Here is a 26,342-nt window from a genome sequence, read left to right as displayed (position 1 = left end):
TCGGTTTCTTGAAAGCGTCGCTCGGTTTCTTGAAAGCATCTTTCTGTCTCTTTTTGAGCTTCTACTAATTCGGCTAATAATTTCCAAACATCATCGGCGGTGGTGGTCATAATTTTTCCTCTAAATTAACTTGACAATAACCTGATTATATCTTGTTTTTAAAGCCCCTACCACGTTTTTGGTTGAAACTCAGTATCGTTAAGAATTGCTACATTTTCCCCCCTTTGTGCCAAGACAAATAAACCTTGACGATAGGCATATTTATCCGCTCCCTCTTCGATTTCAATGCCTGCTACTGCCCCATATAATTGTTTATGGTTATATTCTGGGAAAAATTGCCTAAATTCTGTTAGATTCTTGATTAATTCTTTGACATCATCTACACTTAAACTACTTTTGACTTCCACTACTAGCACATGATTTTCATTAGTTACTAACACATCAATTTCTAGGGTTTTACCGTCGAGACGTTTTCTGACTCTTTGACTAACTTGATGTACGGGAATCTGACGATTTAAAAATAAAGTCTCACAAGCAGGGGCTACCATATTTTCGACAAAACGTCCCCATTTACCTCCAAGATTACCAATTTCTTTACTGAGTCTAGTAATTTGGCGATCGGTTTTTAAAGATTGTTCTTTGAGAATCCGCTCGGTTTCTAAAGATTGTTCTTTGAGAATCCGCTCCGTTTCTTGAAAGCGTCGCTCGGTTTCTTGAAAGCATCTTTCTGTCTCTTTTTGAGCTTCTACTAATTCGGCTAATAATCTCCAAACGTCATCGGCGGTGGTGGTCATAATTTTTCCTCTGAATTAACTTGACAATAACCTGATTATATCTTGTTTGAAGGATAGAGCCTGATGGCAGATAATGAAATAGTAGCGATTTTTTTTAATATGGCGGATCGCAATTGTCAGTCGAAATGGCTATCGATCATAGGAATTGGTGAAGATGGCTTAGAAGGGTTAAGTTCGGTAGGGCGAAGTCTGCTTTCTTTAGCATCAGTTATTGTCGGTGGTGAACGTCATCTGGCAATGTTACCCCCAGAGGATCAACGGCAAAAACTGCTCTGGACTTCTCCCATTCAAGACTCCATTAACGAGATTATCCGCCGTCGTGGTCAATCTGTCTGTGTTTTGGCCAGTGGTGATCCCATGTGCTACGGGATTGGTGTAACCCTCACCCGTCAGATTCCCCTGGAGGAAATGACGATTATTCCCTCTCCTTCTAGCTTTAGTCTTGCCTGTAGTCGTTTGGGTTGGTCTCTGAGTGAAGTGGAAACTTTGAGTTTGTGCGGTCGGCCCCCGGCCTGGTTGAATGGGGTGCTTTATCCCGGCGCTAAACTGCTGGTACTGAGCGCTGATGCTCAGACTCCGGCGATCGCTGCTCGGCTGCTCCGGGAGGGAGGTTTTGGCGAGAGTTCCATCACCGTTTTAGAACATCTAGGGGGAACCCTGGAACGCCACATTCAAGGCATCGCCAACGATTGGCAGTTTACAGATCTGGCGGATTTAAATGTCATTGCCATTAGCTGCATCTCCTCCCATCCCCCCACCCTGGCGCCGCGCCTTCCAGGACTGCCGGATTCTGCTTACCATCATGACGGACAGTTGACAAAAAGAGAAGTTCGTGCTATCACACTCAGTAGATTGGCTCCCCTACCCGGACAATTGCTCTGGGATGTGGGGGCAGGTTGTGGTTCCATTGCCATTGAGTGGCTGCGGAGCGATCGCCGTTGCCAGGGGATTGCGATCGAACATCATCCCACCAGATTACAATACATTGCCGATAATGCCGCCGCCTTGGGAACGCCCCATCTGCAAATCGTCGCCGGAATCGCACCGAGCGCCTTGGAAGATTTACCGCAACCAGACGCTATTTTTATTGGTGGCGGTATCACCACACCCCACCTATTGGAAACCTGTTGGTTAGCCCTGCGCCCCGGGGGTCGTCTTGTTGCCAACACTGTTACAATTGAAAGTGAATTAGTCCTCTTGCAATGGCATGGTAAATTAGGAGGTGAACTGCTGCGAATTGGCATTGAAAAAGCCGAACCAGTCGGCAAGTTTTTAGGTTGGAAAGCCATGGCTCCCGTAACCCAGTGGACTGTTCTAAAACCAAGATTGTAAATCCTTAATTTTCTCCTTGATCCCTCTTGCAAAAGTTGTAGATAGAACTTTTTGGCTATTCTTTTCCTTTCTAATTAGTTAGGTGTTAAAAATTGTCATATCCCCCTTAATAAGGAGGGCTCAAAGCCCCCCTTATCAAGGGTAGTTGGAGGGATCGAACCCAAAATCCATTTGGTTCTTCGTTACTTGGTATGGTTCGATAGGGGGCATAAATCGACTAAATCCTTATCTGGCAAGAGACTTAATTGATTAGTTCGCTCTAGATCAAAAACAATTGACAAAAATCGCTAAATGCCTTTCTATATAAGGTTTTCATTCCTTATAACTCCTGTCGATTGCATAACACAAACCGAAGAGCCATCCATTTTTAATTTAATTAAAACCAGCTACTTACCATTTTTCAAAAATCAATTAATAAATTCAATTTCAGTTAGGAGAACTGTAAATGTTACTTTTTTGTCCCGATGGACAAGCTTTCACTAGCTGTAATCAGGAAAAACAACGAGCGGAACGATTAGCCCATAAACTGAGGGAATTAGTCCTTAATCCTGACAATATCTAAGTTTAACCTTTGATATCAATTTTATTACCGAGTATTTCAATTAAAGTTAACTTTATTGCTGGAAAGGATTCAATAAAAATAATTTCACCTCGATAATATTTATGAATAGCTTGATAACTACCCTGCAGCGGATGGCGATAAACTTCTAAACATTCTTCCTTGAGATTAACGATCCAAACTTCTTGAATATTTGCCTCTGCATAAAGAGGGATTTTAGTATAGCTATCATAATCGAGGGTAGAATCGGAAACTTCAATAATTAAATAGATATCTTGAGGACAAGGATAGGCAGCAACATAAAAATCCGATCGAGGTATTAGTAAACTTAAATCTGGTTCTGGTTGAGAATTATTATTTAATCTATAGCGTTTCTGATTCACAAGAGGTACATTCCCGATCCTGAACAGCTTAATCAGCAAAGGTTTAAGTGTGCCGCACAGATGCGAGAACCGCTATAATCGGGTTTTGCACTCCTAAGAGAATAAGATCGCCAAATTTTCGATAAAGTAATTGTATTAATCTATCCACAATAGAAGCATGACGGGTTCCCATCGGTGACATTTTGATAATTTCTCCTCGAATTAATTCCACTTTTTCATCGGGTTTGATTATTCCCTCGGTTGCCATTTTTTCGTATTCTTCCACCGTAAACTTACGAGTAATCAGCGATAAAGACATTTCAACTAAACTCCTACTTTCTCTTTATTCTATCTGGACAGCCTTCCAAGGGGTGAATTATCGGTATTTAAACCATTAATCGGGGGTATAAACTAACTTTTTGGGGACTTGTACTGATTTTTCGGGAAAAAACAGCGGTTGCCATGGCGACAAAACCGCTAGATCCAACGTCTAGAAAGCTGGGGTCGGATCGAAACTGCCCCAAAAAAGCTACTATAGGTCAGTTGTCGATGTTAAAAAAAATAGCCGTTCCCATCTGGAACATTAAGTCGAGAAATTTTATGGTTAAGCGAAAACAGCCTTATAGTTTAATTTATCTGCTCACTCTGGTGATCGGTTTAGTGATTGCGATCGCACCTGACGGACAAGCACAAACCCCCGACTCTAACACTCCTGCCAGCGATCCTAACGAATTAAAACCCTTAAATCAAGCCGATAGTGTCCTGAGTCTTCAGGGGGGACAACGTTTAGTGGAAGAAGCGAACGCCGCTATTAATGCCGCTAAATACGATGTCGCTGTGGACAAACTCAATCAAGCGCGTCGGATTTTTAACCAACTATCTAACTATCATCTGCAATTAGCTAATAGTTTCTCAGGAATTGACCCAAAAGTATTCGATTCTCAGCGTCAAAGTGCTTTAAACACCGGACAACTGCGGGATGAAGCCACCTATCAGCTTGCTTTGGTCCATAGGGCGCAAAATCAGCCAGAATTGGCGGTTCCTTTGTTAATTCAGGTGATTCAATCCCAAAACCCCACCAGTGAATTAGGACAAAAAAGCTATCAACAACTCTACGAGATGGGATTTGTCAGCACACCCATCTCCGCACCGACTCCCACCTCGGCAACTCCTAACAACTCCCCCCCACGGCAGTAAATTTTGTCCCTATTGACGAGCTTTCGGTAACAATGGGATCAGAGTATCTTTAATTGTTTTGAGGAGTTAAGATGGTTGACTTTCGCCAAGTAGAAGCGATGATTCAAGAACAAATCCCCGATGCACAGGTGATGGTTCGGGATTTAACGGGAGGTGGCGATCATTTGGAAGCGGTGGTTATTTCTGGCGAATTTGCTGGCAAAACCCGCGTTAAACAGCATCAAATGGTTTATGGCGCTTTACAATCGGCACTGGCTACCGAAGCCATCCATGCTTTGGCATTAAAAACCTACACTCCCGACAGTTGGGCAGCAGAAAAATAACAGTTATCAGTTATCAGTTATCAGTTATCAGTTAATTTTTTGGCTCTCTTAGGTTTGGTGGGCAAAATGTATTCTAAGATACATTCTTTCCGGCGAGCGAGTGGAAGGAACCACAAAGACACAAAGGACACAAAGATTGATCGATCCTCTGTAAGTTAAACTCATCACACAGAACCTAGAAGAGCCAACTACCCAATTCATAATTCATAATTCATAATTCATAATTCCCACACCCCACACCCTACCCCCACGAAAAACTTTTTGCCGCAAACCCTAATTACTTATGGTTAGTCCTTTACTGGAACCCTTTCGAGAAGCCTATCGCAATTTGGAACTTTTACCCCTGCGATCGGATAAAGAATTACAGCGTTTTGCTGTCAAATACGGCACAGAAATTATCGACGAATTAGAACAATTGGTCGAAGATAGTCCTTCGGAAGACGGAAAAATTATTCTAGCAGGACATCGGGGTTGTGGTAAGTCAACCCTACTCTATGAATTTAAAAGAAAGTTAGATGATCGCTATTTTGTTGTTTTCTTCTCGATCTCAGACATGATCGAAATGTCAGACGTAAATCATGTTAATATTTTATTCTCGATCGCCGTTCAGATGATGTCAGAAGCGGAAGCCCAAAATTTAACTATTAAAGATTCTATTAAAAAAAGCTTTTATCAATGGTTTGCTGAACAAATTCGCACCGAAACTAATCAAGCAGATGGCACTGTCGAAACAGGTTTTAACTTTTCTTCTTTACTAGCTCACATTAAAGGAATTCTCAAGATTAATTCGACTATTCGCGAGGAAATCAAACAAAAGTATGAGCGGAGAATTACCGATCTAGTTGCCCAAATTAACATTATAGCTAGTGCGATCGAGTCCCAAAGTCAGAAAAAAATCTTAGTAATTGTTGATGACATTGATAAAATTGACTTAGCACAGGTAAGGGATATTTTTCAATCCCATATTAAAGCGATTATGTTGCCCAGTTTTCGGATTATTATGACTATTCCGATCGCCGCTTTAAGAGAGGTAGCTTTAAAGGCAACTCTCCAAACAGAAACTAATGATCAGATTGTACAAATGCCTGTATATAAACTCTTTAAACAGGGAGACATTAATTCACCTAATGCTATACCCGATCCGCAAATTATTGCTACTTTAACCGAGATTATCACTAAGCGCATCGATCCCGCTTTAATCGATCCTGACACCCTCGAAAAAATTTGTCTTTATAGTGGGGGAGTATTACGAGAATTAATTCGCATTACTAATGATTGCTGTCGGGTTTGTTTGCGATCAATTCGTCGTTATCCCGATGATAATACCCTAAAAATTAATCAAGCTGTTTTAGAACAATCAATCACAGAACTTAGTCTCGATTTTGCTGAAAGTATCGGTACAGCAGATGAGGAAATTATTAAAACTGTTTATAAAAAGTCAAAACCGAAGGATCTCAAGGATCAAAATTTTCTAGATCTGTTGCATGGTTTATATATTTTGGAATACCGCAATGGCGATTTGTGGTATAACGTGCATCCGATTGTAGTTGAGTTAATGAAAAAAAGAGGAACAATTTGAATGGGATAAATAAGTAGTTATAATTAAATTGAAGATGGATCCCCCCTGCCCCCCTTGATAAGGGGGGTGCCGATAGGCGGGGGGATCCCCCTTGATAAGGGAGGTGCGGATCACTCCTTGATCCCCCCTTGATAAGGGGAGTGCGGATCACTCCTTGATCCGTAGGGTTGATTCATGAATCAACCCTACCTAATGGGGGTATCTGACAGTTTTTAACAGCTATCCACTTATTATGAATAATGAAACATCTTCAATTATCGACCAAAATGAAAGAGAATACGAAGGTTTAATCGTGTCTCTAGAGGCAAATCAAGAGAGATTAAATATATTGATTTGTGTGTGTGATCAGGAAAAATTGCGAGAAGAAATTATTGATCGCTATAGCAAAGAATTAGAACCAGTAATCCCTTGTTATCGGATTGATTTAGATCAAAAAGAACCGAGTTTAAGAGCAGCAATTGCTAGTTTAGTCTCCAGAAAACCAGAGTTATTACAAAGCAAAAACGCTGTGATCACAACCACAGGAGTGGAAAAATTACACTCGATCGAATGGCAACAGGAAAAATCGGAACTAGATAAATTTTTTGGTTATCTGCAATGGACAAGGGAAGGATTGCGAGAATTTCCCTATTCTATTGTTCTTTGGGTAACAAGCACAGTGGAGGTAAATTTACGCAAAAAGTCCCCCGATTTTTGGAGTTGGAGAAAAGGAGTTTTTCGCTTTATTTCTCCTCCAAGTAACTTTTTACCTTCTCAGGAATTTTTACCAATTTTACAATCTTTTGACGAAATTACTATAGATAAAGATATTCCTTCAATCTCTAAGGAAGACTTGTTAGAACTAATCGAGCAAATCGAGGTAAATAAAGGCAAAAAAGAGCCAAGACTAGCGAGTTTATATGCCAGTTTAGCTAAGATTTATAACCTTCGTTTATTAAATCTGCCATTGTCAGATTATCGTCAGGAACAACAGCTTGCGATCGAGTATTATCAAAAGGCGATCAATTTACAAACAGAGTTAAATCTAGAACTTGATTTAGTTGCGAGTCTCGACTCATTGGCAGGTATTTACTATTTTCTAGGAGAATACCAAAAAGCGATCGAGTTTTATCAACAGTCCTTAGCAATCTTTCAGAAAATCGGAGATCGCTGGGGAGAAGCAGATTCTTGCAATAATTTAGGCAATGTTTACGAATCCCTAGGAGAATACCAAAAAGCGATCGAGTTTCATCAACAGTCCTTAGCAATCTTTCAGGAAATTAAAGCAGATTCTTACAAGAATTTAGGCAATGTTTACGAATCCCTAGGAGAATACCAAAAAGCGATCGAGTTTTATCAACAATCCTTAGCAATCAAACGGGAAATCGGCGATCGGAAGAGTGAAGCGAAATCCTACATGGGTTTAGGCAATGTTTACTATTCCCTAGGAGAATACCAAAAAGCGATCGAGTTTTATCAACAGTCCTTAGCAATAAGTCAAGAAATCGGTGATCGGGGCGGTGAAGCGAAATCCTACATGGGTTTAGGCAATGTTTACTATTCCCTAGGAGAATACCAAAAAGCGATCGAGTTTTATCAACAGTCCTTAGCAATAAGTCAAGAAATCGAAGATCCGTCGAGAGAAGCGAAATCCTACAATAATTTAGGCGCTGTTTACGATTCCTTAGGAGAATACCAAAAAGCGATCGAGTTTTATCAACAGTCCTTAGCAATCGAACGGGAAATCGGTGATCGGGGGGGTGAAGCGAAATCCTACAATAATTTAGGCAATGCTTACGATTCTCTAGGAGAATACCAAAAAGCGATCGAGTTTTATCAACAGCACCTAGCAATCACACGGGAAATCGGTGATCGGAAAGGTGAAGCGAATTCCTACAATAATTTAGGTGCTGTTTACTATTCCCTAGGAGAATACCAAAAAGCGATCAGGTTTCATAAAAAGTCTTTAGCAATCACAGGGGAAATCGGTGATCGGGGAAGGAGTAAATCACCGATCGCCGGTGTGGAGGTATTAGTCTATCGTTTAGCTGGTTGTTGTTGTCCTTTACCCGGGGAAAATATTACTGGTATAGTTGCCCATGCGGGGGAAGGTATTGTTATTCACCGTCAGGGCTGCTCGAATGTGGCAAAAGCCGAAGCTGAACGCTTAATTCCTGTTAGTTGGAACCCCATAGATGAGCAGGGAAGTTATCCAATTTATCCAGTAAATATTCAGATTGAAGTGATTGATCGCGTCGGGGTTTTAAAAGATATTCTCTCTTGTTTAAGTGACCCAAATATTAACGTTCGCACTGCCGGAGTTAAGACTAATTTCGGTAAACCCGCTTTAATTTCCCTGAAAATTGAAGTAAAAGACCTGCAACAACTTGAACGCTGTGTTAGTCAAATTAAGCTGATGAGGGATGTTTTAAACATTCGTCGCATCAGTCAGGTAAAAAGCGATCGAGTTTTATCAACAGTCCTTAGCAATCAAACGGGAAATCGGTGATCGGAGGGGTGAAGCGAATGCTTGGTTTAATCTGGGACTTACCTACTATAAACTCAAACGTATATCGGAAGCGAAAGAAGCATATCTTCAGTCGCGGGAATTATATCAAGCATTGGGGTTAGCAGCGGATGTTCAAGATTGCGATGATGAAATTCGGCAATTATAAACCCGAAAATATCCCTTAATCGTTGCTTTCTTTCTGGGGGTGGTTAAGTTTCCTTTAGTTTTAATTGGGGGGATAATAGTGGCATTGTGGCGATTGTTAAAAAGATGGTTGAGGAAAGCATAATTAGGGGTAGGATGGGTTAAATATCCCTTATTTTTAACCTGAGTTTGACATCTGCTAATTTCCCCTCATAACTACCCTAAAGTGAGAAATTATAGTAATATTTCTAAGGATTACCAGAAAAGAAAGAGTGCCACGCTGCCGTTCCGATCGCTCCTCCTAAAAGAATAATTAACGTCCAAACTTGATTTTTTTGGGTTCCTTCCACCTTTTCTAGTCTTATATCCATCCCATCGACTTTCTCAGTTAGTTTTACTTGTCCTAACTCTAGCTTAGTTAGCCGTTCGTCAATTTTATCAAATTTCTGGTTAACATCCTTTTGTAGGCTATCAAATTTCTGGTTAACATCCTTTTGTAAGCTATCAAATTTCTGGTTAACATCCTTTTGTAAGCTATCAAATTTCTGGTTAATATCCTGTTGCAAGGTATCGATTTTTTGGTTAACTTCCTTGATGCTGTCTTTGATTTCCTTGAGGACAGATTCAAGACTATAAGTAACGGTTTCGTTAGACATTTTGGTAAAATCCCTGGGAGTAATGATAGTACAATAATTTGATTTTAATCCTAAATCCGGTTATTAAAAACTGATTATTTATTCTCCGTATAATACTAAATCTGGTTATTAAAAACTGATTATTTATTTCTCCTTTTGCCTTTTGCATGAGTAGAAAACGGGTTTCTCCGAGAAACCCGTTTTCTGTGGGTTACTCAAAGGATTGGGATTGAGCCGTGCTTTTATGATCAATCATAAACAAAACCCCCCACCAATGGGCGGGGGGTTTTTTAGTTACCTAATTCAAGGTTTAGCCGAACTTGCCAGCAGTGGAAGCGATCAAGAAGGCGGCGTAGGTGAAGATATAGCCAACGGTGAAGTGAGCTAAACCAACCAAACGAGCCTGAACGATCGAGAGAGCCACGGGTTTGTCTTTCCAACGAACGAGGTTCGCCAGAGGAGTGCGTTCGTGGGCCCAAACGATAGTTTCGATCAACTCTTGCCAGTAACCACGCCAAGAGATCAGGAACATGAAACCGGTTGCCCAAACGAGGTGTCCAAAGAGGAACATCCAGGCCCAGACAGAAAGGTTATTAACACCGTAGGGGTTGTAACCGTTGATTAACTGAGCCGAGTTAGCCCAGAGGTAATCGCGGAACCAGCCCATCAGGTAGGTGGAGTTTTCGTTAAACTGAGCCACGTTACCCGACCAGACACCGAGGTGTTTCCAGTGCCAGTAGAAGGTTAACCAACCCAAGGTGTTCAACATCCAGAACATGGCTAGGTAGAAGGAATCCCAAGCAGAGATGTCGCAAGTACCGCCACGGCCGGGACCGTCGCAAGGGAAGGAATACCCGAAGTCTTTTTTATCGGGCATTAATTTGGAACCACGAGCGTCTAAAGCACCTTTAACCAGGATTAGAACGGTGGTGTGTAAACCAAGAGCGATCGCATGGTGAACGAGGAAGTCGCCAGGACCGATGGTTAAGAATAGGGAGTTAGTGCCGCTATTGATCGCGTCTAGCCAACCGGGTAACCAAACATCACCGTAGTTGGGATAGGCGGTGTAGGCGATACTATCGGGGTTAGACAACAGTACGTTCATGCCGTACAGGGTTTTACCCGAAGCTGCTTGCACGAATTGAGCGAACACAGGTTCGATCAGGATTTGTTTTTCGGGAGTACCGAAAGCGACGACTACATCGTTATGAACGTAGAGGCCGAGGGTGTGGAAACCTAAGAAAAGGGAAACCCAGCTTAGGTGAGAGATGATCGCTTCTTTATGCTCCAGCATCCGCGCCAGCACGTTATCTTTGTTCGCTTCGGGATCATAGTCACGCACGAAGAAGATAGCACCGTGAGCGAAAGCACCCACCGCTAGGAAACCAGCGATGTATTGGTGGTGGGTATAAAGAGCCGCTTGGGTGGTGTAGTCCTTAGCGATAAAGGCATAAGGGGGTAGCGCGTACATATGCTGCGCCACCAGAGAGGTGATCACGCCTAAAGAAGCGAGAGCCAAACCGAGTTGGAAGTGGAGAGAGTTGTTAACCGTGTCATAAAGATTTTTGTGACCGGCTCCTAACTTACCACTGGGGGGTTTGTGGGCATTGAGGATGTCCTTAATGCTGTGACCGATGCCCCAGTTGGTGCGGTACATATGACCAGCCACAATGAAGATCACAGCGATCGCCAAGTGGTGGTGAGCCATATCGGTTAACCAGAGGGACTCGGTTTGGGGATGGAAACCACCTAAGAAGGTGAGAATCGCAGTTCCCGCGCCTTGGGCAGTACCGAAAATGTGGTTAGCAGTATCGGGGTTTTCCGCGTACACACCCCAGTTACCGGTGAAGAAGGGTAGTAAACCCGCCGGGTGGGGGGGAGTGGAGAGGAAGTTGTCCCAACCAACGTGCTGACCGCGGGATTCAGGGATAGCAACGTGAACGAGGTGTCCGGTCCAAGCCAGAGAGCTAACACCGAACAGAGCGGCGAGGTGGTGGTTCAGGCGAGATTCAGCGTTTTTGAACCAAGCGAGGCTAGGACGGAACTTAGGTTGTAAGTGTAACCAGCCAGCAAAGAGGAAAATCGCCGAGAGAATCAGCAGGAACACCGCACCTTGGTATAGGTCTTGGTTGGAGGTCATACCGATGGTGTAGAACCAGTGGTAAACCCCGGAATAGGCGATGTTAACCGGATTAGAAGCACCAGCTTGGGTGAAGGCATCTACCGCGCCTTTACCGAACTGGGGATCCCAAATCGCGTGGGCGATGGGACGGATGTTTAAGGGATCTTTGATCCACTGCTCGAAGTTACCTTGCCAAGCGACGTGGAATATAGTACCAGAAGTCCACAGGAAAATGATTGCAATGTGGCCGAAGTGCGACGCGAAAATCTTTTGGTAGAGATTCTCTTCCGTCATGCCATCATGACTTTCAAAATCGTGGGCTGTGGCGATCCCGTACCAAATCCGACGGGTGGTCGGATCTTGGGCTAGATCTTGGCTAAATTTAGGGAATTTAGTTGCCATAGCTGTTTAGGAAATTCTCCTCTCTAAATAACTGAGGCTCTTACACGAGTGCTGGTTATTTCCTTTTTTAAATTCACCCACTGTAATAGGAAACGCTTACAGTGGTATCGGTCAATCGACGCTGGTTCAGCCTAGGCCTGCCAATCCCCGGGGGACTGGCAAGCCCTTATAGGCAAGTTTAGCCAATCGAGAGACTTCTGGCCAAGAAGAATGCCCACGTGGTGACAATACCGCCTAAGAGGTAGTGAGCCACACCAACGGCACGACCTTGAATGATGCTCAGGGCGCGAGGTTGGATAGCGGGGGCAACTCTTAACTTGTTGTGCGCCCAGACGATCGACTCGATTAATTCTTGCCAGTAGCCGCGACCACTGAACAGGAACATCAAGCTAAACGCGAAGACGAAGTGACCGGCTAGGAACATGATTCCGTAGGCAGACAGAGCAGAGCCATAGGAATTAATGACTTGCGCTGCTTGCGCCCAGAGGAAATCCCGTAACCAACCGTTGATGGTGATGGCACTTTGAGCGAAGTTACCGAGGGTAACGTGGGTGACAGTGCCATCGGGGGCGACGGTTCCCCAGACATCGGACTGCATTTTCCAGCTAAAGTGGAAGATTACGACCGAGAGGGAGTTGTACATCCAGAACAGGCCGAGGAAAACGTGATCCCAACCCGAAACTTGGCAGGTACCGCCGCGACCGGGACCATCGCAGGGGAAACGGAAACCGAGATTCGCTTTATCGGGAATCAGACGGGAACCGCGAGCGTAGAGAACCCCTTTGAGGAGAATCAACACGGTGACATGGATGGTGAAGGCGTGGATGTGATGCACGAGGAAATCGGCAGTACCGAGAGTGATCGGCATCATGGCCACTTTGCCACCCACTGCTACCACGTCGCCACCGAAAGCATAACTAGCAGTAGTGAGAGCGTTAGGAGCGGTGTTGCCGGGGGCTAGGGTGTGGAGACTTTGTACCCATTGGGCAAAGATGGGTTGTAGTTGAATTCCCGTATCCGAGAACATATCTTGGGGACGACCAAAAGCCCGCATGGTGTCGTTGTGAATGTATAAACCGAAGCTATGGAAGCCGAGGAAAATACATACCCAGTTCAGGTGGGAGATAATTGCGTCACGATGACGGATCACCCGATCGAGCAGGTTATCCACGTTTTTGGCCGGATCGTAGTCCCGCACCATGAAGATCGCTCCGTGCGCTCCCGCACCGACGATTAAGAAGCCACCGATCCAAGTGTGGTGAGTGAACAAGGATAGTTGGGTGGCGTAGTCAGTCGCCTGATAGGGATAGGGCGGCATGGCGTACATATGGTGGGCCACGATGATGGTTAGCGAACCTAAGAGAGCCAGGTTAATCGCTAACTGGGCGTGCCAAGAGGTGGTCAGGATTTCGTACAGTCCTTTGTGACCTTGACCGGTGAAGGGACCTTTGTGGTTTTCGAGGATTTCCTTCATGCTGTGACCGATACCCCAGTTGGTACGGTACATATGACCAGCAATGATGAACAATACAGCGATCGCCAAGTGATGGTGAGCGGTATCGGAAAGCCAGAGACCACCAGTCACGGGGTTCAAGCCACCTTTGAAGGTGAGGAAATCCGAGTAAGCACCCCAGTTAAGGGTAAAGAAGGGGGTCAAACCCTGGGCGAAACTGGGATATAAGTCCGCCATCTTGCTCGGTTCGAGAATGAACTCGTGGGGCAAGGGGATGTCTTGGGGAGCGACTCCCGCATCGAGGAGTTTGTTCACCGGTAAAGAAACGTGAATCTGATGACCGGCCCAACCTAGGGAACCTAAGCCGAGTAAACCCGCCAAGTGATGGTTCATCATCGATTCCACGTTTTGGAACCATTCCAGTTTCGGTGCGCTTTTGTGGTAATGGAACCAACCAGCAAACAGCATCAGGCCCGCCATAACTAAACCACCGATAGCGGTGCAGTATAGCTGATAGCTGTTGGTGAACCCGGAAGCCCGCCAGAGGTAGAACAGACCAGAGGTGATCTGAATCCCGTGGAAACCGCCGCCCACATCGCCGTTGAGGATGCCTTGACCGACGATCGGCCAGACCACTTGGGCGCTGGGTTTGATGGCGAGCGGGTTGGTTAACCAAGCTTCATAGTTAGAAAATTTCGCGCCGTGGAAGTACATTCCACTTAGCCAAACGAAGACAACGGCGAGATGTCCGAAGTGGGCGCTGAAGATTTTCCGAGAAATATCTTCGAGATCGCTGGTTTGACTATCAAAATCGTGGACGTTGGCGTGTAGGTTCCAAATCCAGGTAGTGGTTTTGGGTCCTTTGGCTAAAGTGCGATCAAAATGCCCCGGTTGACCCCACTTCTCAAAGGAAGTAGGTACTGGGTCTTTATCTACAATCACTTTAGCTACCGCCTCTTTGGGGGGGAGTGCCATGAGGATTCTCCTCTCTCGACAATAGACTTAGCGTTTTATTTGAGGATAGATTTTTTAACCTAAAAAAGGCAAGTTGAAATCTGACCCACCTTTTGTTAATGTCGCTTGACTTTCCTCTTGGGTGAGATTCCAGTCGAAAGCATCAATAGTAGATGATAAGTCTTTGTTCTCTCCTCTGTTCGTTGTGCTTAACAATAATTAAAATTCTCTCAATCCTTGATAGGAGAGACATTTTCTGCTATGGACGGTCTTAGTCAGGGTCAGACTGGTAATTTTTCTTTACAAAAGTTTATTAATCGTCGCCCCAGAAGCCGATTTCCCCTTTTTCTCCCTCACCAGACCATATAGAAAATTCAATAGATAGATTCTCAAAAAACAATCAAACAATTCTGTAAAATTGAGGCCATAACCTGATCTTCTCGCGCTTTTGCTGACACCAGAGCATTCAATGACTCTAGCAAAAATCAATGGTTTGTATAGATTTTGGCCTTGGCTCTAGGAGGAACGTGCTATCCCTACTACATAAATTAATCCCAGTCAAAACCCTTCGTATATGTCTTGTGATCGGTTTACTGACTATTCTGTTAACCGCCTGTGGCGATCGCTTGACGGCTACCAATCTCCCCACTTCGGAAACCTCTAATCTTCCCGTCGTCCAAGGCCGCATTTCTGAGGTTGCCCCCCCGGTCCTAATTCAGGAACTGCGCCCCAGTTTAGAGCGTTACGCTCCCCAAGTAACGATTCTCAGTCCTCTGCCCGAACAAGTTTTCGATGACCCTCAGGTGACAGTTAAACTACAGGTGTCGGATCTGCCAATTTTCCAAGACGATACCCTGAAATTAGGACCCCACTTGAGTCTAATTGTCGATAATGAACCAGCAGCAGCCATTTACGACCTCAAGCAACCGATTATCCTAGAAAATCTTGCCCCCGGTACTCATACCCTGCGCGTCTTGGCCCTGCGTCCTTGGCAGGAAAGTTTTAAAAATGATGGGGCATTTGCTGAAACAACCTTTCATATTCTGACAAAAACAGGCAAAAATGCCCCTGATCATAACTTACCCCTGTTAACCTACAGTAGTCCGCAAGGAATCTACGGTGCAGAACCGATCCTGCTCGATTTTTATCTGAGTAATGCTCCTCTACGTCTGTCCAATACTGCCAACGGGGATAATAATCTTCAAGATTGGCGCATTCGTGTCACCGTCAACGGTGAAAGTTTTCTGCTTGATACTTGGGAACCGATTTATCTCAAGGGTTTTAACAAGGGCAATAACTGGGTACAACTAGAATTCATCGATGGTAAGGGAAATAAAATCGAAAACGAGTTTAATACCAGCGTGCGCGTGATTAGCTTTGATCCCTCTTACCGAGACGGTCTTAGTCAATTAGTCCGCGGCGATTTATCCCCTACAATTGCCCGTAGCATTGTTGATCCCAACTATCAAACTATTCCCAGTCCAGAGGAAGAAACCCCTGTTATCGAACCAGAAACCTCTATAGTTGAGGAAACCCCTGTTATTGAGCCAGAAAGCCCTATAGTTGAGGAAAGCCCTGTAGTTGAGGAAAGCCCTGTAGTTGAGGAAAACCCTGTTATTGAGCAGGAAAAACCCGTTATTGAGCCAGAAAGCCCAATCGTAGAAGAAAAACCCGTTATTGAGCCAGAAAGCCCAATCGTGGAAGAAAAACCAGTAGAGACAGAAACAATCGAAAAGGTCGAGGAAACCCCTGAAGCGATCGAATCTCCCCTAACCACCATACCAGAGACAAAGGAGATTAACGAACCTGCCCCCGGTATTCAGCCTCCGCTAGAAGTGGAACCTATTCCCGAACCCCAGAACAATAGCGAGCAAAAAATCACCATTTTTGATCGCGTTCAACAAACCTTAAACCGCTTCCAGTTGGCCTCTTCCCCAGCAGAAAAAGATATCGAACTACCCACCCTCGATCCTCAATTATTCAGCAATGTCGAGCGGTCTTAGAGCCTAGCTTAATCCAGTTTTCAGGGGAAGTGGGGAGGTAGGGAGGTGGGGAGCGGGAGAATGGGGGAATTTCAACTAACACCCTAAAACCCCAACACTCTAAAACCCCAACCTCCAACCCCTCGATCGAGAAATTATTAAACAAATATTTCGCAATATGGACAAAATCAGGAACTAAGTTATAATCTAAAACGTCTATAGATGATTTACTAACTTTTTGCTTGAGGTAATTGTGTTTAACAAAATTTCCCTTGTCGCTGGTTTTGCCGGTTTAGTTGCCCTAACTACCGTTGGTGCTGTACCCGTACAAGCAGAACCGCAAAATAACGAAATCCTGATCAGTCAACTGCGCGGCCATGAGACCTACAGAGGTGAGCCGCAACTCAACCCCGGTGACTATATACTCGGTCGCGTCCGGGGAACCGTGGGTGGCATTATGTCCATCCAATTGATCAGACTTGTAACAGTGGATGGCAAAGAAATTTTCAACGGCGACTTTGCTGACGGAACCACCGCTCTTATTACTGGGGATGGCACTGGTGGCGACGATGTACTATTGCAAGTGGTAGATGGCAAGTTAATTTATGTGGGTAAAGCTCATCCCTATTGGGTTTCCCGCTTGAAACTAAAATCAGAAATCGCCGTCAGTACCACTCGCTCGCAACTTTTAAGAGAAATCAACGAAAAACAACCCGCTTGGGGACTTCCCGCTTTACCCCCAGAAACCAGAACCTTTACTGAAGTTGCTCCCCAACCCGCTCCCGAGCCTAGTGTATCTCCTATCCGCGGACTTTGGTAGTGGGAAGACATCAGCAGAAAATCTCTTGTCTTGAGACTGAGAAGGGTGAAAACTTTCCTCACAATCTAACCAATTTGGACTAAATAAATCCCTCTTTTTCAGATAAAAGGGGGATTATTATTGCTCTCTTAGGTTTGGTGTGTAAAATGTATTCTAAGATACAGTCCTGCTGGCGAGGGAGTGGAAGGAACCACTCCAGACACAGAGGACACAAAGATTGATCGCTTCTATAGTAAGTTAAACTGATCACACAAAGAATAAGAGAGCCATGACCGAATCCAGATAGGGAAATTTCCCGATATTCACTCCAGTTCAAAAGACTGATTATTAAATTTCAAAGTCCGACAATTCTCCGTCACCGTCCGCACCACATCATCGGGCGCACCATCGGGAATTTCGGCTTCAATCTCCAGTGTTACCTTAACCCTGGCCCCACTGAGTCGGGTGAGATGCTGGATGATCTCATTGGCGATCGCTGGAGCGTCTCGATTGATCCGCAGGGGATCGATCTCAACACTGCCGTAAAACCTCCGCAGAACCAGCTTTTTCTCAACCAGATCACCGGGAGTCTCTGTCACAGTTAATCCAACACCAGAGGGTAAAGATGGCGGCCGATCGCGGTCACTAGAGATAACGGAATCAGTCTCGGCAGTGGTCGGGGGGTTAGCTGGTTTCTCGGCCTCTAGCTGCCCCATGGCTACATCAGGCTTAACCAGAAGGCTGTGACTGCTGATACTCGGGTTAATATCCCGAAGGATGACAAGACCAGTATATCTTTGCTTCGCCTCATCCCAGCCCTCTGCATAAGCGAAGTTCTCCTGTACAAGCGTAGAACGAACCCCCTCCCGCACAGTTTGAAGTAGAACATCCGGGTTCTTGAGACGGGGCAAGTAAAGATACTGCGCTAGGTACTCCCACAGACGTTTCAGATCGATGTGGTTAGTTGAACGCCACAGGTATTTGTCGAGGGCTTCCATCCGCAGGTTGTCACCAGAGTAATGGGTAATCAGTTGCCCCTCATGAAGCAGTTTGCGACTGGCTCGATCGATAGGCGAATCGTCCCCCTGAGCGTTGGTATCAGTCCAGTGGATGCCTTTCTGGGGGTCGGGTTGCTCTGGAACCAGCAGCCACTTATAGGTTTGGTTGAGGATCAGGCTTACCTCCTTGTCGGCTTGATCGCGTTTAGTGATCGCCTGTTTACTCTGAGAAACATCGAGATTGAGGGTTTCCTGATCCGCCACAATTGAATTCCAGGCAAGATATCCGGCGACGTTCTTCTCTAAGTTTTCCAGGTTCGATTTGTCAGCGGCAACAAATACAAGCGTATTCTTGTAATAGCGGGGGCTACCCCCTCTCTGATTGAGAATTTCCGCCACTAAACGCCGAGCGGGGCTATCTTCAGCGGATTTGCTGTGGGGTTGCCCAGGACCGAGGACGACGAGCCGCACCCCCAGATGAGGATCATCGGGAATATCAGCAGTAGATTCTGGGGCAATATGAATCGCTCCAAACTCGCCCCGCTGCTGGTCGGCCTTCAAGCGCCGGACGATTTCTTCTGTCACTTTATACCGCTCCTCAAAGAGCAGGTTTGCCCGATCTTGGGCGGTGCGGGTGACGTTCGGCTGATTGGAAATCCAGTAGCGGTTGCCATCGATGTAGAGGTAGGTGGCCCGATCTGTTAGCCGCCGTAGGGCATCACCAAAAGTGGCTACAGTCTCCCCCGGCTGCACGCAACCGAGTTTTATCCTCTTATCTTCTAGTCCTCGGTTAGCAGCCCGAATCGTGGGGGCCGAGCCAAGGTAAATAGTGCGCGTAACCCGACGGCAAGCAGAATAGCGTCCCAGGTTGGAATTTTGGCGATCGATGTCGAGGGGCAGAGAATTGGGGCCATCCACATCTTTTTCGATGATCGGAACCCAATTATCGTCTAAGTAGCGGGTTAACTCCGACTGAACCTGAGCATCATCCATCGGGACGTGGGAGGGCATGATCAACAAGCTCTTGTCCTCTCGCTCCCAAAGGGAATGGATAACTTTCGCCATCAGGCGCAGCACGCCCCTGGTGCGTTGGAATTTATCGAGGGTTGACCAGTCGGAGTAGAGGCGATCAAAAAATTCTGGGTGAATGGGATAGGCTTCCCGCAGGCGGCGTCTGTAGTCAGCCTCCAGGCATTCGCTAGGAAATTCCTGGCCCTGGGTCCGATACATCTCGGAGAAGGCTTTAATCACCGCATCCCGTGCGACAAATAGTTGCGGGTCAGTAGTGGTTTGAAAGAGACGGCGGCGGACGATCTCGAAACTCTCCTCGGCACTGGCGGGTCGCCAAGGGGATTGGATGCGCCCGATCGCATTTTTAAGGCGGTCTAGGGCCTCTGTACCCCGTTCTCCTCCGGTTTCAACATCTGTAGTCCGTACTTCTCCGGTTTTTTCGTCAACGGTTTCCGAAGCGGGGATACTCACAGCCAAAAGCGTCTGCTGGGCATTTTTTGCCGACTCGCTCAGGGTTTGGGCAAAAGTAAACTGGGTGTCAAAACTACCGCCGGCAATATCGTTCTTGTCGTGCAATTGCCTGGCATAGGCAACCCATTCGTCGATCAAGATCAAACAGGGTGAAAAACGATTAAACAATATTTTGAGTGCGTCTCCCGGATTAGTGGAAGTTTCATCGGCGTTGCGAACCAGAGCGTAGCCCTCAGCGCCGCCGAGTTGCCAAGCTATTTCTCCCCACAGGGTCTTGATTTCTGGGCGATTTTGCTTGTTGTGTTCCGGTTTATAGGGGGGGATGCCACTAGGCTGGACTTTAGTGCCGACCAGAACAGCAATGTTGACATTTTCGGGGGGTTTTTTAATGTTCAGAGCTTGGAAGATCGACTCCATACCGGGAAGATCTTCGATCGCCAAAGCATTGCACAGATGGTAGAGGGCCAGCATGGCGTGGGTTTTTCCGCCACCGAAGTTAGTTTGCAGTTCAATCACCGGCTCTCCGCCATTACCACTCAGACGCAGCAGGGCATTGGTCAGAAGTTGCTTGAGTCCTTCGGTGAGGTAGGTGCGGCGGAAAAATTCCGTCGGGTCGCGGTATTCGTCAGAGCCTTCATCGAGATAGACTTGCCAGAGGTCGGCGGCAAATTCGGCCTGTTGGAAGCGTCCAGAAGCCACATCGGGGTGGGGGGTGGCGATTTCCCGCCAGGGTTTCAATCCCGACATCGGTTGTCCCTCCGTCGGGGCGATCGCTTGGCGCCTTGTCTCTCGCCGAGCCTGTTCTTCAAAGCGAAGTCTGAGGATTTCTTGCTTCTGCTTCTCCACCTCTTGGGTGTCGGCGGAAACCGAACTCAGTAGGCGAGAGATGCTATCAAAAGCCCGGTAAGCATCGTCGAGGCTGAAAGCATCGTTATGGGCCCAGGCGTTGCGGACATCTCTTAGTTCACTGGCCAGAGAGCGATCGCTTCTGCCTAGGGTTTTCTTAAAAACTTCATTCCACTGCTCCCAGAGGACAATTAGTAGGGCCGAAACGTCTTCCTTGAGGACGGCATCACCTGTCCTGCGGATCGTATAGCTCTCAGGGAGGCAACTTAAGGCCACGGCCACCCACTTCTGGCCGTAGCTTGCTTTCATTTCTCGTTCAATGAAGGGGTATAGTCCCTCTCTGAGGAAATCTAGGGCGCGTCCGACTCGTTCACGATTGCTGATTGCCATGGGATTTGATGAGGAGTTATTTTTATAATGCCTCAATTTGGGAGAGATAACCACAAAGGCACAAAGGTCACAAAGTTTGGGGAACCACAAAGGCACAAAGGTCACAAAGTTTGGGGAACCACAAAGGCACAAAGGTCACAAAGTTTGGGGAACCACAAAGGCACGGAGGTCACAAAGATTAGGTAGATGGTGTCCATAGCTCAATGTTTTTAAACCAAGTTAAGTCTCTGTAATCGAGAGTCCAGATTAGGGCGTTAAATTTTTGAGCAATGACTACCACTGAAGCATCTTCTAGACTACCCTGCCAATTGGTCATTTGTATGACTAAATCAAATGTAGTCTGCATGGTTTCCATTTCAAGCGGCACGATTGTGGTCTCTTATTTAATTATACTTAATGCCTTTTGCGCTACTTGTGGACATTGTTCCCTAGCTACGAATTTATAAACCTCGAACAAGATGGGTAAAGGGGTTAAAACTGCGCCAAATTCCTGCGGTAGTTGTGCAAACCCCTTTATCGCTTCCTTGTGGTAATTATCTTGGCTCGATAACAGGGCAATAAGTGGCCCAGCATCAAGGACTAATCGTCTCATGTCAAATAATCTTCGTTAACGGAGGCATCTGGTGGGGCATTCTCGACAATTCCCGCTAGTTCTAGAAGTCTAGAGGTATCTTTGGGAATTAGTTTGATTTCTAGGGCTTCTTGAACTACACTTAACGGGGTTTCTTCGGGATGCTCTTTTAAGTAGTTATTGAGACGTTTTGCTAAGTTATCGGGAACTTCAATGGTTAGTTTCATGGGGGTTACTACTTGATTTTAAAACTCTGTGTTCTCTGTGTCTCTGTGGTTTAAATTCACCACAAAGGCACAAAGGTCACAAAGAAAAGGATAGTTGTTCGGGAGAGGGTTTATATTCGTTGGCTAGGCGGGTGATTTCTGGCCAAGAGGTGACTAGGCTATTGTAAGCTATGGCTTCTTGGGTCCAACCTTTTCTGTCACAGAGGCTATAAAGTCTATAGGCGAGTTCTTTGGCTAAATCGGCTTTGTTTCCTAGTTTAGCCAAGAGTTCTGCGGCTCCGGTTTCGCCATTTTTATCGAGGGTATGGATGAGGTGTTGGGTGATTTCCCAGATGGGTGTCCGCTCATCTTTTTCTGGCTTCCAATCGGTTTTAAGATCTTCGCGCTTGAGTAGTCGCACTTTACCGGCTTTTGCTTCTAGTATGCCAGCTTCAACCATGCCCTGAATACTGGTGTTTTTGGCTTTGGAGAGGGTTTCTGCATTGCCATATAGTCCTTCGTTGAATTGGTACTGCTCGAACCAAGTCAGCGCCCAACGGGTATCACTATCAAATTCTCCTTCTTGTTCGGTGAGAAATTCGTCGAGAATCTGGTTAATCAGTTGCAGGGCCGTGCGAACACCCATGGAAGTGCCGTTAGATTCGAGGATAGCGGCGTATTTGGAGTAGATTGCCATCCCGGGACCAATACTGGCTTGGGCGAGGTCAACGGGGGCAATATTGCCCTGTTGCAGCAGTTTTAGGGCTTGGGGAAGGTCGCGCTTCAGTTCGTTGAGGAATTGCCGGCGGCTGGCTTTGGGCGCGTCGGCGGGACGGGGACGACACACGAGGACTATAGATGAGGCGAGGGCGTTGCTGTTTTGTCCACGCATCCTTCTTGCAAGCTCTGTCCGTATTGGCCATGTGCCATCGATCATGAAATTGGACTGCATTAAGCCTTCTAACATGGTTTCCCAGCCTGTTGAAGCTAGACCAAGCTGCTGTTCTTCTTGGTCGTCGCTATCTTCTTTACTTTCTGCCTGTTTAAAAGCGTAATAAACCGTCAAAGGATAGGCTGGATCAGATGACCTATATAGCTTGTTGAACGTTGCACCTAATCCTTGTTCAAAAAATAATTTTGCCCTTTCTTTACCACCATGCCGATAGGGATCAGCTACCAATTCCGATTTTTTAGGAACAAGTACGGTAGATAAGAGTTTTGGATACAGATACACTAAGGTACTTCGCAACCAAACATAGAGAAAGTCGGACAAATCAGAGTATGGCACAGCATCATAGTAGGGAGGATCTGTCGAAAAGAGGAAGGACGCATCAGGTTCCAATTGAGCAGCGTCAATTTGCAATACTTCTCCACTAGCATTCAAACAGTTGTTAGAATCTAAAATGTGATAAATAGTTTCAATACCGCCGAAAAAATTGCCACTAGATTCAGAAAATGGATTGCTTTCTGCAAAATCCCAGGTCATCGAAATGGCTTGCCTAGTAAAGGTGTTTCTTGCGTGTTCACGGTTATTGGCCCAAGTAGCAATAGTAGAATTGCGATCTGCAAGTTTATCCACTCCAAAAGCCAAATAAGTCGCCACCGCATCCGCATAAGCCGTCGCACCTATTCCCCCATCATTAAGAGGTAAATCATCATCAGGGATTCCTGCGGCCACTGCATCAGCTTTAATCTTTTCTCTGGCTTCACTTACTAAATCGCTAAAAGTAGTGAGGGCGACAAGTTGACGGGGAGTGAATAAATCGGCGTGTTTCGTCATGCCATAACCTTGTACGCGGAAGCCTAAAGCCTGTTCTGGTAAATTTGAATCAGGTTTCCATTCAGGCTGTGCTTTTTTAGCGATATATTCCTGTTCCTCATCAGGAGAAAGATAAACCCTTCCCCCTTGTCCTTCAGCGACAATAGCCATTAACTGAGCATCCATCCGGCCCGCCTTACCTTCGCTACGGATATGATCAAAAGGAACAGGAGTATTACAAGCGATACAGACAGCACCCTTGCGGTTTACCGTCCCATCTGGGGCCGTACCCTTACCCGTCTTCACCTCAAAGCGGATTTTTGGTGGCACCCCAGAGACACCAAAATCATCCCCCTTTGTGTCCTCTGTGCCTTTGTGGTTAAAATCCCCCTCAGTGTTAACATCTCCCACAAAAGGCTCAACCCAAGCCTCCTTACCCTTCTTCGTCGAAAGCTGAAAACTGCGAACCAGAGGCATCTGACAGCCACAGGCCGGATTAGGACACTTCACCGTCCTGGCCCAAAGCCAAGCAATCACCTTAGTGTCCTTTGTGCCTTTGTGGTTGGTTTCCACCATCGGATAAAGATAGCCAATCCTTTTAAAAGCCTCATCCCGCATCCACTGACCGTAATAGCGCACATCTGCGGCCAATCCCTGGGCCCCTTCCCAGGAAGAAATCTTTTGTTTTTGGCGAGAATCGGGATTAACCGGCGGTTTATCCTTAAACTTGGGCGGAATCTCGATCAAAGCCTTAGTAATCAACACCGCCACCGGATTGAGGTCACTACCATGGGCCTGCAACCCCAAGCGCTGGGCCTCCAAAGGAATGGAACCACCACCACAAAACGGGTCATAGGCGGGGGGGGCATATTTAGCGATATAATCCCGTATAGCATCAGGTTTAGTGGGAGGTTCTTCCCCACGTTCCCAAGCCAAACAGCGCGCAATTTCTCGCTGTGCTTCTAGCAATACTGCTGAATTAGGCTGGTTAATCTCATCCCAAGATACCAACCCTCTAACCACCTGCTTAGTGTTGCCTTTTTTGTCCTTTTCAAGCTCAATCCTACCCAAAATATCAAACAATCGCTGCCGTTCCCGATTCTGTGCTTCTTCCGTGGGAAATTTCTCTGGCCAACTGGAAGGATCATCCACCAAAGAAGCCCATAAAACCGCCCGACAAGCCGCTAAAGGTCGCCTGGCCCACCAAAGATGTAGAGTAGAGGGATGGCCATGGCGAATCGACTTTTCCCGCGCCGATTCGACGTTAATCGCTTCTAGGGGGAGGGCCACTTCAATGAGTTTTTTACGGTAGGTCATGGGAGATAAAAGAACCACAAAGGCACAAAGGACACGAAGGTTTAGTTGAGCTTAAGTAATTGTTTGAGAGCTTTCTCTACAATACTTCGATCGGTCATAAATCACTGTAGGCGCATTCATCAGCTTGTATTTTGTAAGTATTCATAATTGAGACTCTTGAGATAAGGAACCACAAAGGCACAAAGGACACAAAGGAAGGGTTGTTTATTGGGGAGAGGGTTTGTATTCGTTGGCTTCCGTAATCTTTGGACAGGAGGTGACTAGACGATTGTAGGCGATCGCATCGGTAGTCCAATTTTTTCTGGCGCATAAGCTATAAATAGGCGAGTTCTTTGGCTAAAAGGAATCACTTAAGCGTGTTTACGTCGGGGTAGGCAAGTATTTTTTCATCTACTGTCAGGAGGGGACAATTGTGAACCTTCGCTGTGGCGACAATAATTTGGTCGGCTGGATCGTTATGAAATCCAGCAAGTTGAGTTGATTGCACGATAATGGGTAACGTCAGTGGAAGTAATTGAACACCTGGATAAGCGATCGCATAATTGAGCCACTCATCGACCGGATAAGATAACTCCACTCGGTTCTTCTCAACTAATTTAGCAACTTCCCAGCAAGAAAAAATACTAACTCCAAGCTGACTAACCTGATGCTCTAAAATTAATTGTTCTAGCCGTGCTGTGAGACGTGAGCTACTGTCAACCCACCAGAGCCAAATATGAGTGTCCAAAATAATCATTTTAGAACTTCCCAGTCTTCTGGTGGAATAGCTGGTTCAAAGGGATCATCATAACGAAGGACAGAACCTTTCAAGGAATGTATTAGTTTTTCCTGATTAGATGATAACGATGTTTTAGATTGCTCTAAAATAATAATTTCCACCGCATCTCCAGCCTGAAAAGGTAATTCTTTCAATAATACCGTCCCATCTTCAGTTAAAACTGTTTGTATTTTGTAAGTATTCATAATTGAGACTCTTGGGATAAAGAACCACAAAGGCACAAAGGACACAAAGATTAATTATTGACAAGGCGTTTGATGCCTTGTTTGAGAACGGGAACGTTAAAATTAATCAGTAATCCTAGCCAAAGCCGGCGTAATTTGAGATAGGTTAACAACTGGGCCTCGTGAATGGGGGTAAGTTGTTCAACAGTTTTCAGTTCGACAATAACCAGATTTTCCACCAATAGATCGAGACGATAACCACAATCAAGTTTAACACCGCGATAAATCACTGATTGAGGAACTTGACACTCCACCGCTATCCCCCTATCCAATAACTCGTACTCTAAACAGGCCTCATAGGCTGACTCCAATAGTCCTGGACCCAACTCCCGATGAACAGCGATCGCCGCCCCAATAATCTCCTTAGATAAATCATTAGCCCTCTCATCCATAACCTTAGTGTCCTTCGTGCCTTTGTGGTTAATCCCCTTCGTGTCCTTCGTGCCTTTGTGGTTCTTCTATCTTCGTGTCCTTCGTGCCTTTGTGGTTCTTCTATCTTCGTGTTCTTTGTGCCTTTGTGGTTAATCCCCTTAGTGTCCTTTGTGCCTTTGTGGTTAATCCCCTTAGTGTCCTTTGTGCCTTTGTGGTTAATCCCCTTAGTGTCCTTTGTGCCTTTGTGGTTAATCCCCTTAGTGTCCTTTGTGCC

At 45.8% G+C, this 26,342-nt stretch carries 20 protein-coding genes and 2 pseudogenes; 8 read left to right on the top strand and 14 right to left on the bottom strand.

Annotated features, from left to right (window positions below; all coding sequences use genetic code 11):
- Positions 1-167 precede the first annotated feature (167 nt).
- Complete coding sequence (locus tag IM485_RS01155; RefSeq protein WP_287740673.1) at positions 168-794, bottom strand: DUF3782 domain-containing protein; 627 nt, start codon at positions 792-794, stop codon at positions 168-170.
- Positions 795-857: 63 nt separating this feature from the next.
- Here IM485_RS01155 and cbiE point away from each other — a divergent pair, with 63 nt between their 5' ends.
- A complete protein-coding gene (gene cbiE / locus IM485_RS01150; RefSeq protein ID WP_287740670.1) occupies positions 858-2,126 on the top strand; it encodes a precorrin-6y C5,15-methyltransferase (decarboxylating) subunit CbiE in 1,269 nt (422 codons plus the stop codon).
- Positions 2,127-2,690: 564 nt separating this feature from the next.
- On the opposite strand, the pseudogene IM485_RS01145 reads toward cbiE, so the two are convergent.
- Positions 2,691-3,366 (bottom strand): annotated as a pseudogene (locus tag IM485_RS01145) (Uma2 family endonuclease).
- A 230-nt stretch (positions 3,367-3,596) separates the two neighbouring features.
- On the opposite strand from IM485_RS01145, the gene IM485_RS01140 reads away from it, so the two are divergent.
- The 5 genes and pseudogenes from IM485_RS01140 to IM485_RS01120 all read left to right on the top strand — a co-directional run.
- Entirely contained in the window at positions 3,597-4,244 is a 648-nt protein-coding gene (locus tag IM485_RS01140; protein ID WP_194014101.1) for a hypothetical protein, read from the top strand.
- A gap of 71 nt (positions 4,245-4,315) precedes the next feature.
- On the top strand, positions 4,316-4,567 hold the full coding sequence (locus IM485_RS01135) for a BolA family protein (protein WP_002755721.1): 252 nt from the start codon (positions 4,316-4,318) through the stop codon (positions 4,565-4,567).
- A 283-nt stretch (positions 4,568-4,850) separates the two neighbouring features.
- Positions 4,851-6,146, top strand: a complete 1,296-nt coding sequence (locus IM485_RS01130) for a P-loop NTPase fold protein (protein ID WP_287740667.1) — start codon at positions 4,851-4,853, stop codon at positions 6,144-6,146.
- A 232-nt stretch (positions 6,147-6,378) separates the two neighbouring features.
- Positions 6,379-8,634 carry a tetratricopeptide repeat protein gene (locus IM485_RS01125; RefSeq protein WP_287740664.1) on the top strand — a complete coding sequence of 752 codons (2,256 nt, stop codon included), beginning with the start codon at positions 6,379-6,381 and terminating at the stop codon, positions 8,632-8,634.
- Positions 8,582-8,800: pseudogene (locus tag IM485_RS01120) on the top strand (tetratricopeptide repeat protein); the annotation flags it as partial. The gene IM485_RS01125 and the pseudogene IM485_RS01120, both read left to right, overlap by 53 nt.
- Positions 8,801-9,026: 226 nt before the next feature.
- On the opposite strand, the gene IM485_RS01115 reads toward IM485_RS01120, so the two are convergent.
- From IM485_RS01115 to psaA, 3 genes are all read right to left on the bottom strand, one after another.
- On the bottom strand, positions 9,027-9,434 hold the full coding sequence (locus IM485_RS01115) for a DUF4164 domain-containing protein (protein WP_287740661.1): 408 nt from the start codon (positions 9,432-9,434) through the stop codon (positions 9,027-9,029).
- A 289-nt stretch (positions 9,435-9,723) separates the two neighbouring features.
- Entirely contained in the window at positions 9,724-11,937 is a 2,214-nt protein-coding gene (gene psaB, locus IM485_RS01110; protein WP_104397643.1) for a photosystem I core protein PsaB, read from the bottom strand.
- A gap of 178 nt (positions 11,938-12,115) precedes the next feature.
- Positions 12,116-14,365: a photosystem I core protein PsaA gene (gene psaA / locus IM485_RS01105; RefSeq protein ID WP_002780971.1), complete on the bottom strand. Its 2,250-nt coding sequence runs from the start codon at positions 14,363-14,365 to the stop codon at positions 12,116-12,118.
- 467 nt (positions 14,366-14,832) lie between these two features.
- Between psaA and IM485_RS01100 the strand changes: the two genes are divergently transcribed.
- Both IM485_RS01100 and IM485_RS01095 read left to right on the top strand, forming a co-directional pair.
- Positions 14,833-16,347: a hypothetical protein gene (locus IM485_RS01100; protein ID WP_287740658.1), complete on the top strand. Its 1,515-nt coding sequence runs from the start codon at positions 14,833-14,835 to the stop codon at positions 16,345-16,347.
- 232 nt (positions 16,348-16,579) lie between these two features.
- The gene (locus IM485_RS01095) at positions 16,580-17,146 is read left to right on the top strand and encodes a hypothetical protein (RefSeq protein ID WP_104397641.1); all 567 of its coding nucleotides are present in this window, start codon (positions 16,580-16,582) and stop codon (positions 17,144-17,146) included.
- 302 nt (positions 17,147-17,448) lie between these two features.
- Here IM485_RS01095 and IM485_RS01090 read toward each other — a convergent pair whose 3' ends face one another.
- The 9 genes from IM485_RS01090 to IM485_RS01055 all read right to left on the bottom strand — a co-directional run bounded on the left by IM485_RS01090 (position 17,449) and on the right by IM485_RS01055 (position 26,088).
- Entirely contained in the window at positions 17,449-20,841 is a 3,393-nt protein-coding gene (locus IM485_RS01090; protein WP_287740655.1) for a Swt1 family HEPN domain-containing protein, read from the bottom strand.
- 178 nt (positions 20,842-21,019) lie between these two features.
- A complete protein-coding gene (locus IM485_RS01085) occupies positions 21,020-21,187 on the bottom strand; it encodes a hypothetical protein (RefSeq protein WP_223210845.1) in 168 nt (55 codons plus the stop codon).
- Between the two features lie 33 nt (positions 21,188-21,220).
- Positions 21,221-21,433, bottom strand: a complete 213-nt coding sequence (locus IM485_RS01080) for a hypothetical protein (RefSeq protein WP_287740650.1) — start codon at positions 21,431-21,433, stop codon at positions 21,221-21,223.
- Positions 21,430-21,639: a hypothetical protein gene (locus IM485_RS01075; protein ID WP_002754183.1), complete on the bottom strand. Its 210-nt coding sequence runs from the start codon at positions 21,637-21,639 to the stop codon at positions 21,430-21,432. The genes IM485_RS01080 and IM485_RS01075 overlap by 4 nt, the downstream gene beginning before the upstream one ends.
- A 76-nt stretch (positions 21,640-21,715) precedes the next feature.
- Positions 21,716-24,694: a DUF1156 domain-containing protein gene (locus tag IM485_RS01070; protein WP_287740648.1), complete on the bottom strand. Its 2,979-nt coding sequence runs from the start codon at positions 24,692-24,694 to the stop codon at positions 21,716-21,718.
- A gap of 204 nt (positions 24,695-24,898) precedes the next feature.
- Complete coding sequence (locus IM485_RS22880) at positions 24,899-25,015, bottom strand: DUF8807 domain-containing protein (protein ID WP_502882150.1); 117 nt, start codon at positions 25,013-25,015, stop codon at positions 24,899-24,901.
- A 25-nt stretch (positions 25,016-25,040) separates the two neighbouring features.
- On the bottom strand, positions 25,041-25,430 hold the full coding sequence (locus IM485_RS01065) for a type II toxin-antitoxin system VapC family toxin (RefSeq protein ID WP_002777126.1): 390 nt from the start codon (positions 25,428-25,430) through the stop codon (positions 25,041-25,043).
- Entirely contained in the window at positions 25,427-25,657 is a 231-nt protein-coding gene (locus IM485_RS01060; RefSeq protein ID WP_104397639.1) for a hypothetical protein, read from the bottom strand. The genes IM485_RS01065 and IM485_RS01060 overlap by 4 nt, the downstream gene beginning before the upstream one ends.
- A gap of 50 nt (positions 25,658-25,707) precedes the next feature.
- A complete protein-coding gene (locus IM485_RS01055) occupies positions 25,708-26,088 on the bottom strand; it encodes a GxxExxY protein (RefSeq protein ID WP_287740643.1) in 381 nt (126 codons plus the stop codon).
- Positions 26,089-26,342: the final 254 nt, after the last annotated feature.

The sequence above is a fragment of the Microcystis sp. M169S2 genome, from assembly GCF_020245865.1.
Lineage (GTDB): Bacteria > Cyanobacteriota > Cyanobacteriia > Cyanobacteriales > Microcystaceae > Microcystis > Microcystis ichthyoblabe_A.
The sequence above is the reverse complement of the archived record's forward strand: the minus strand, read 5'-3'. Positions and strand labels throughout refer to the sequence as shown.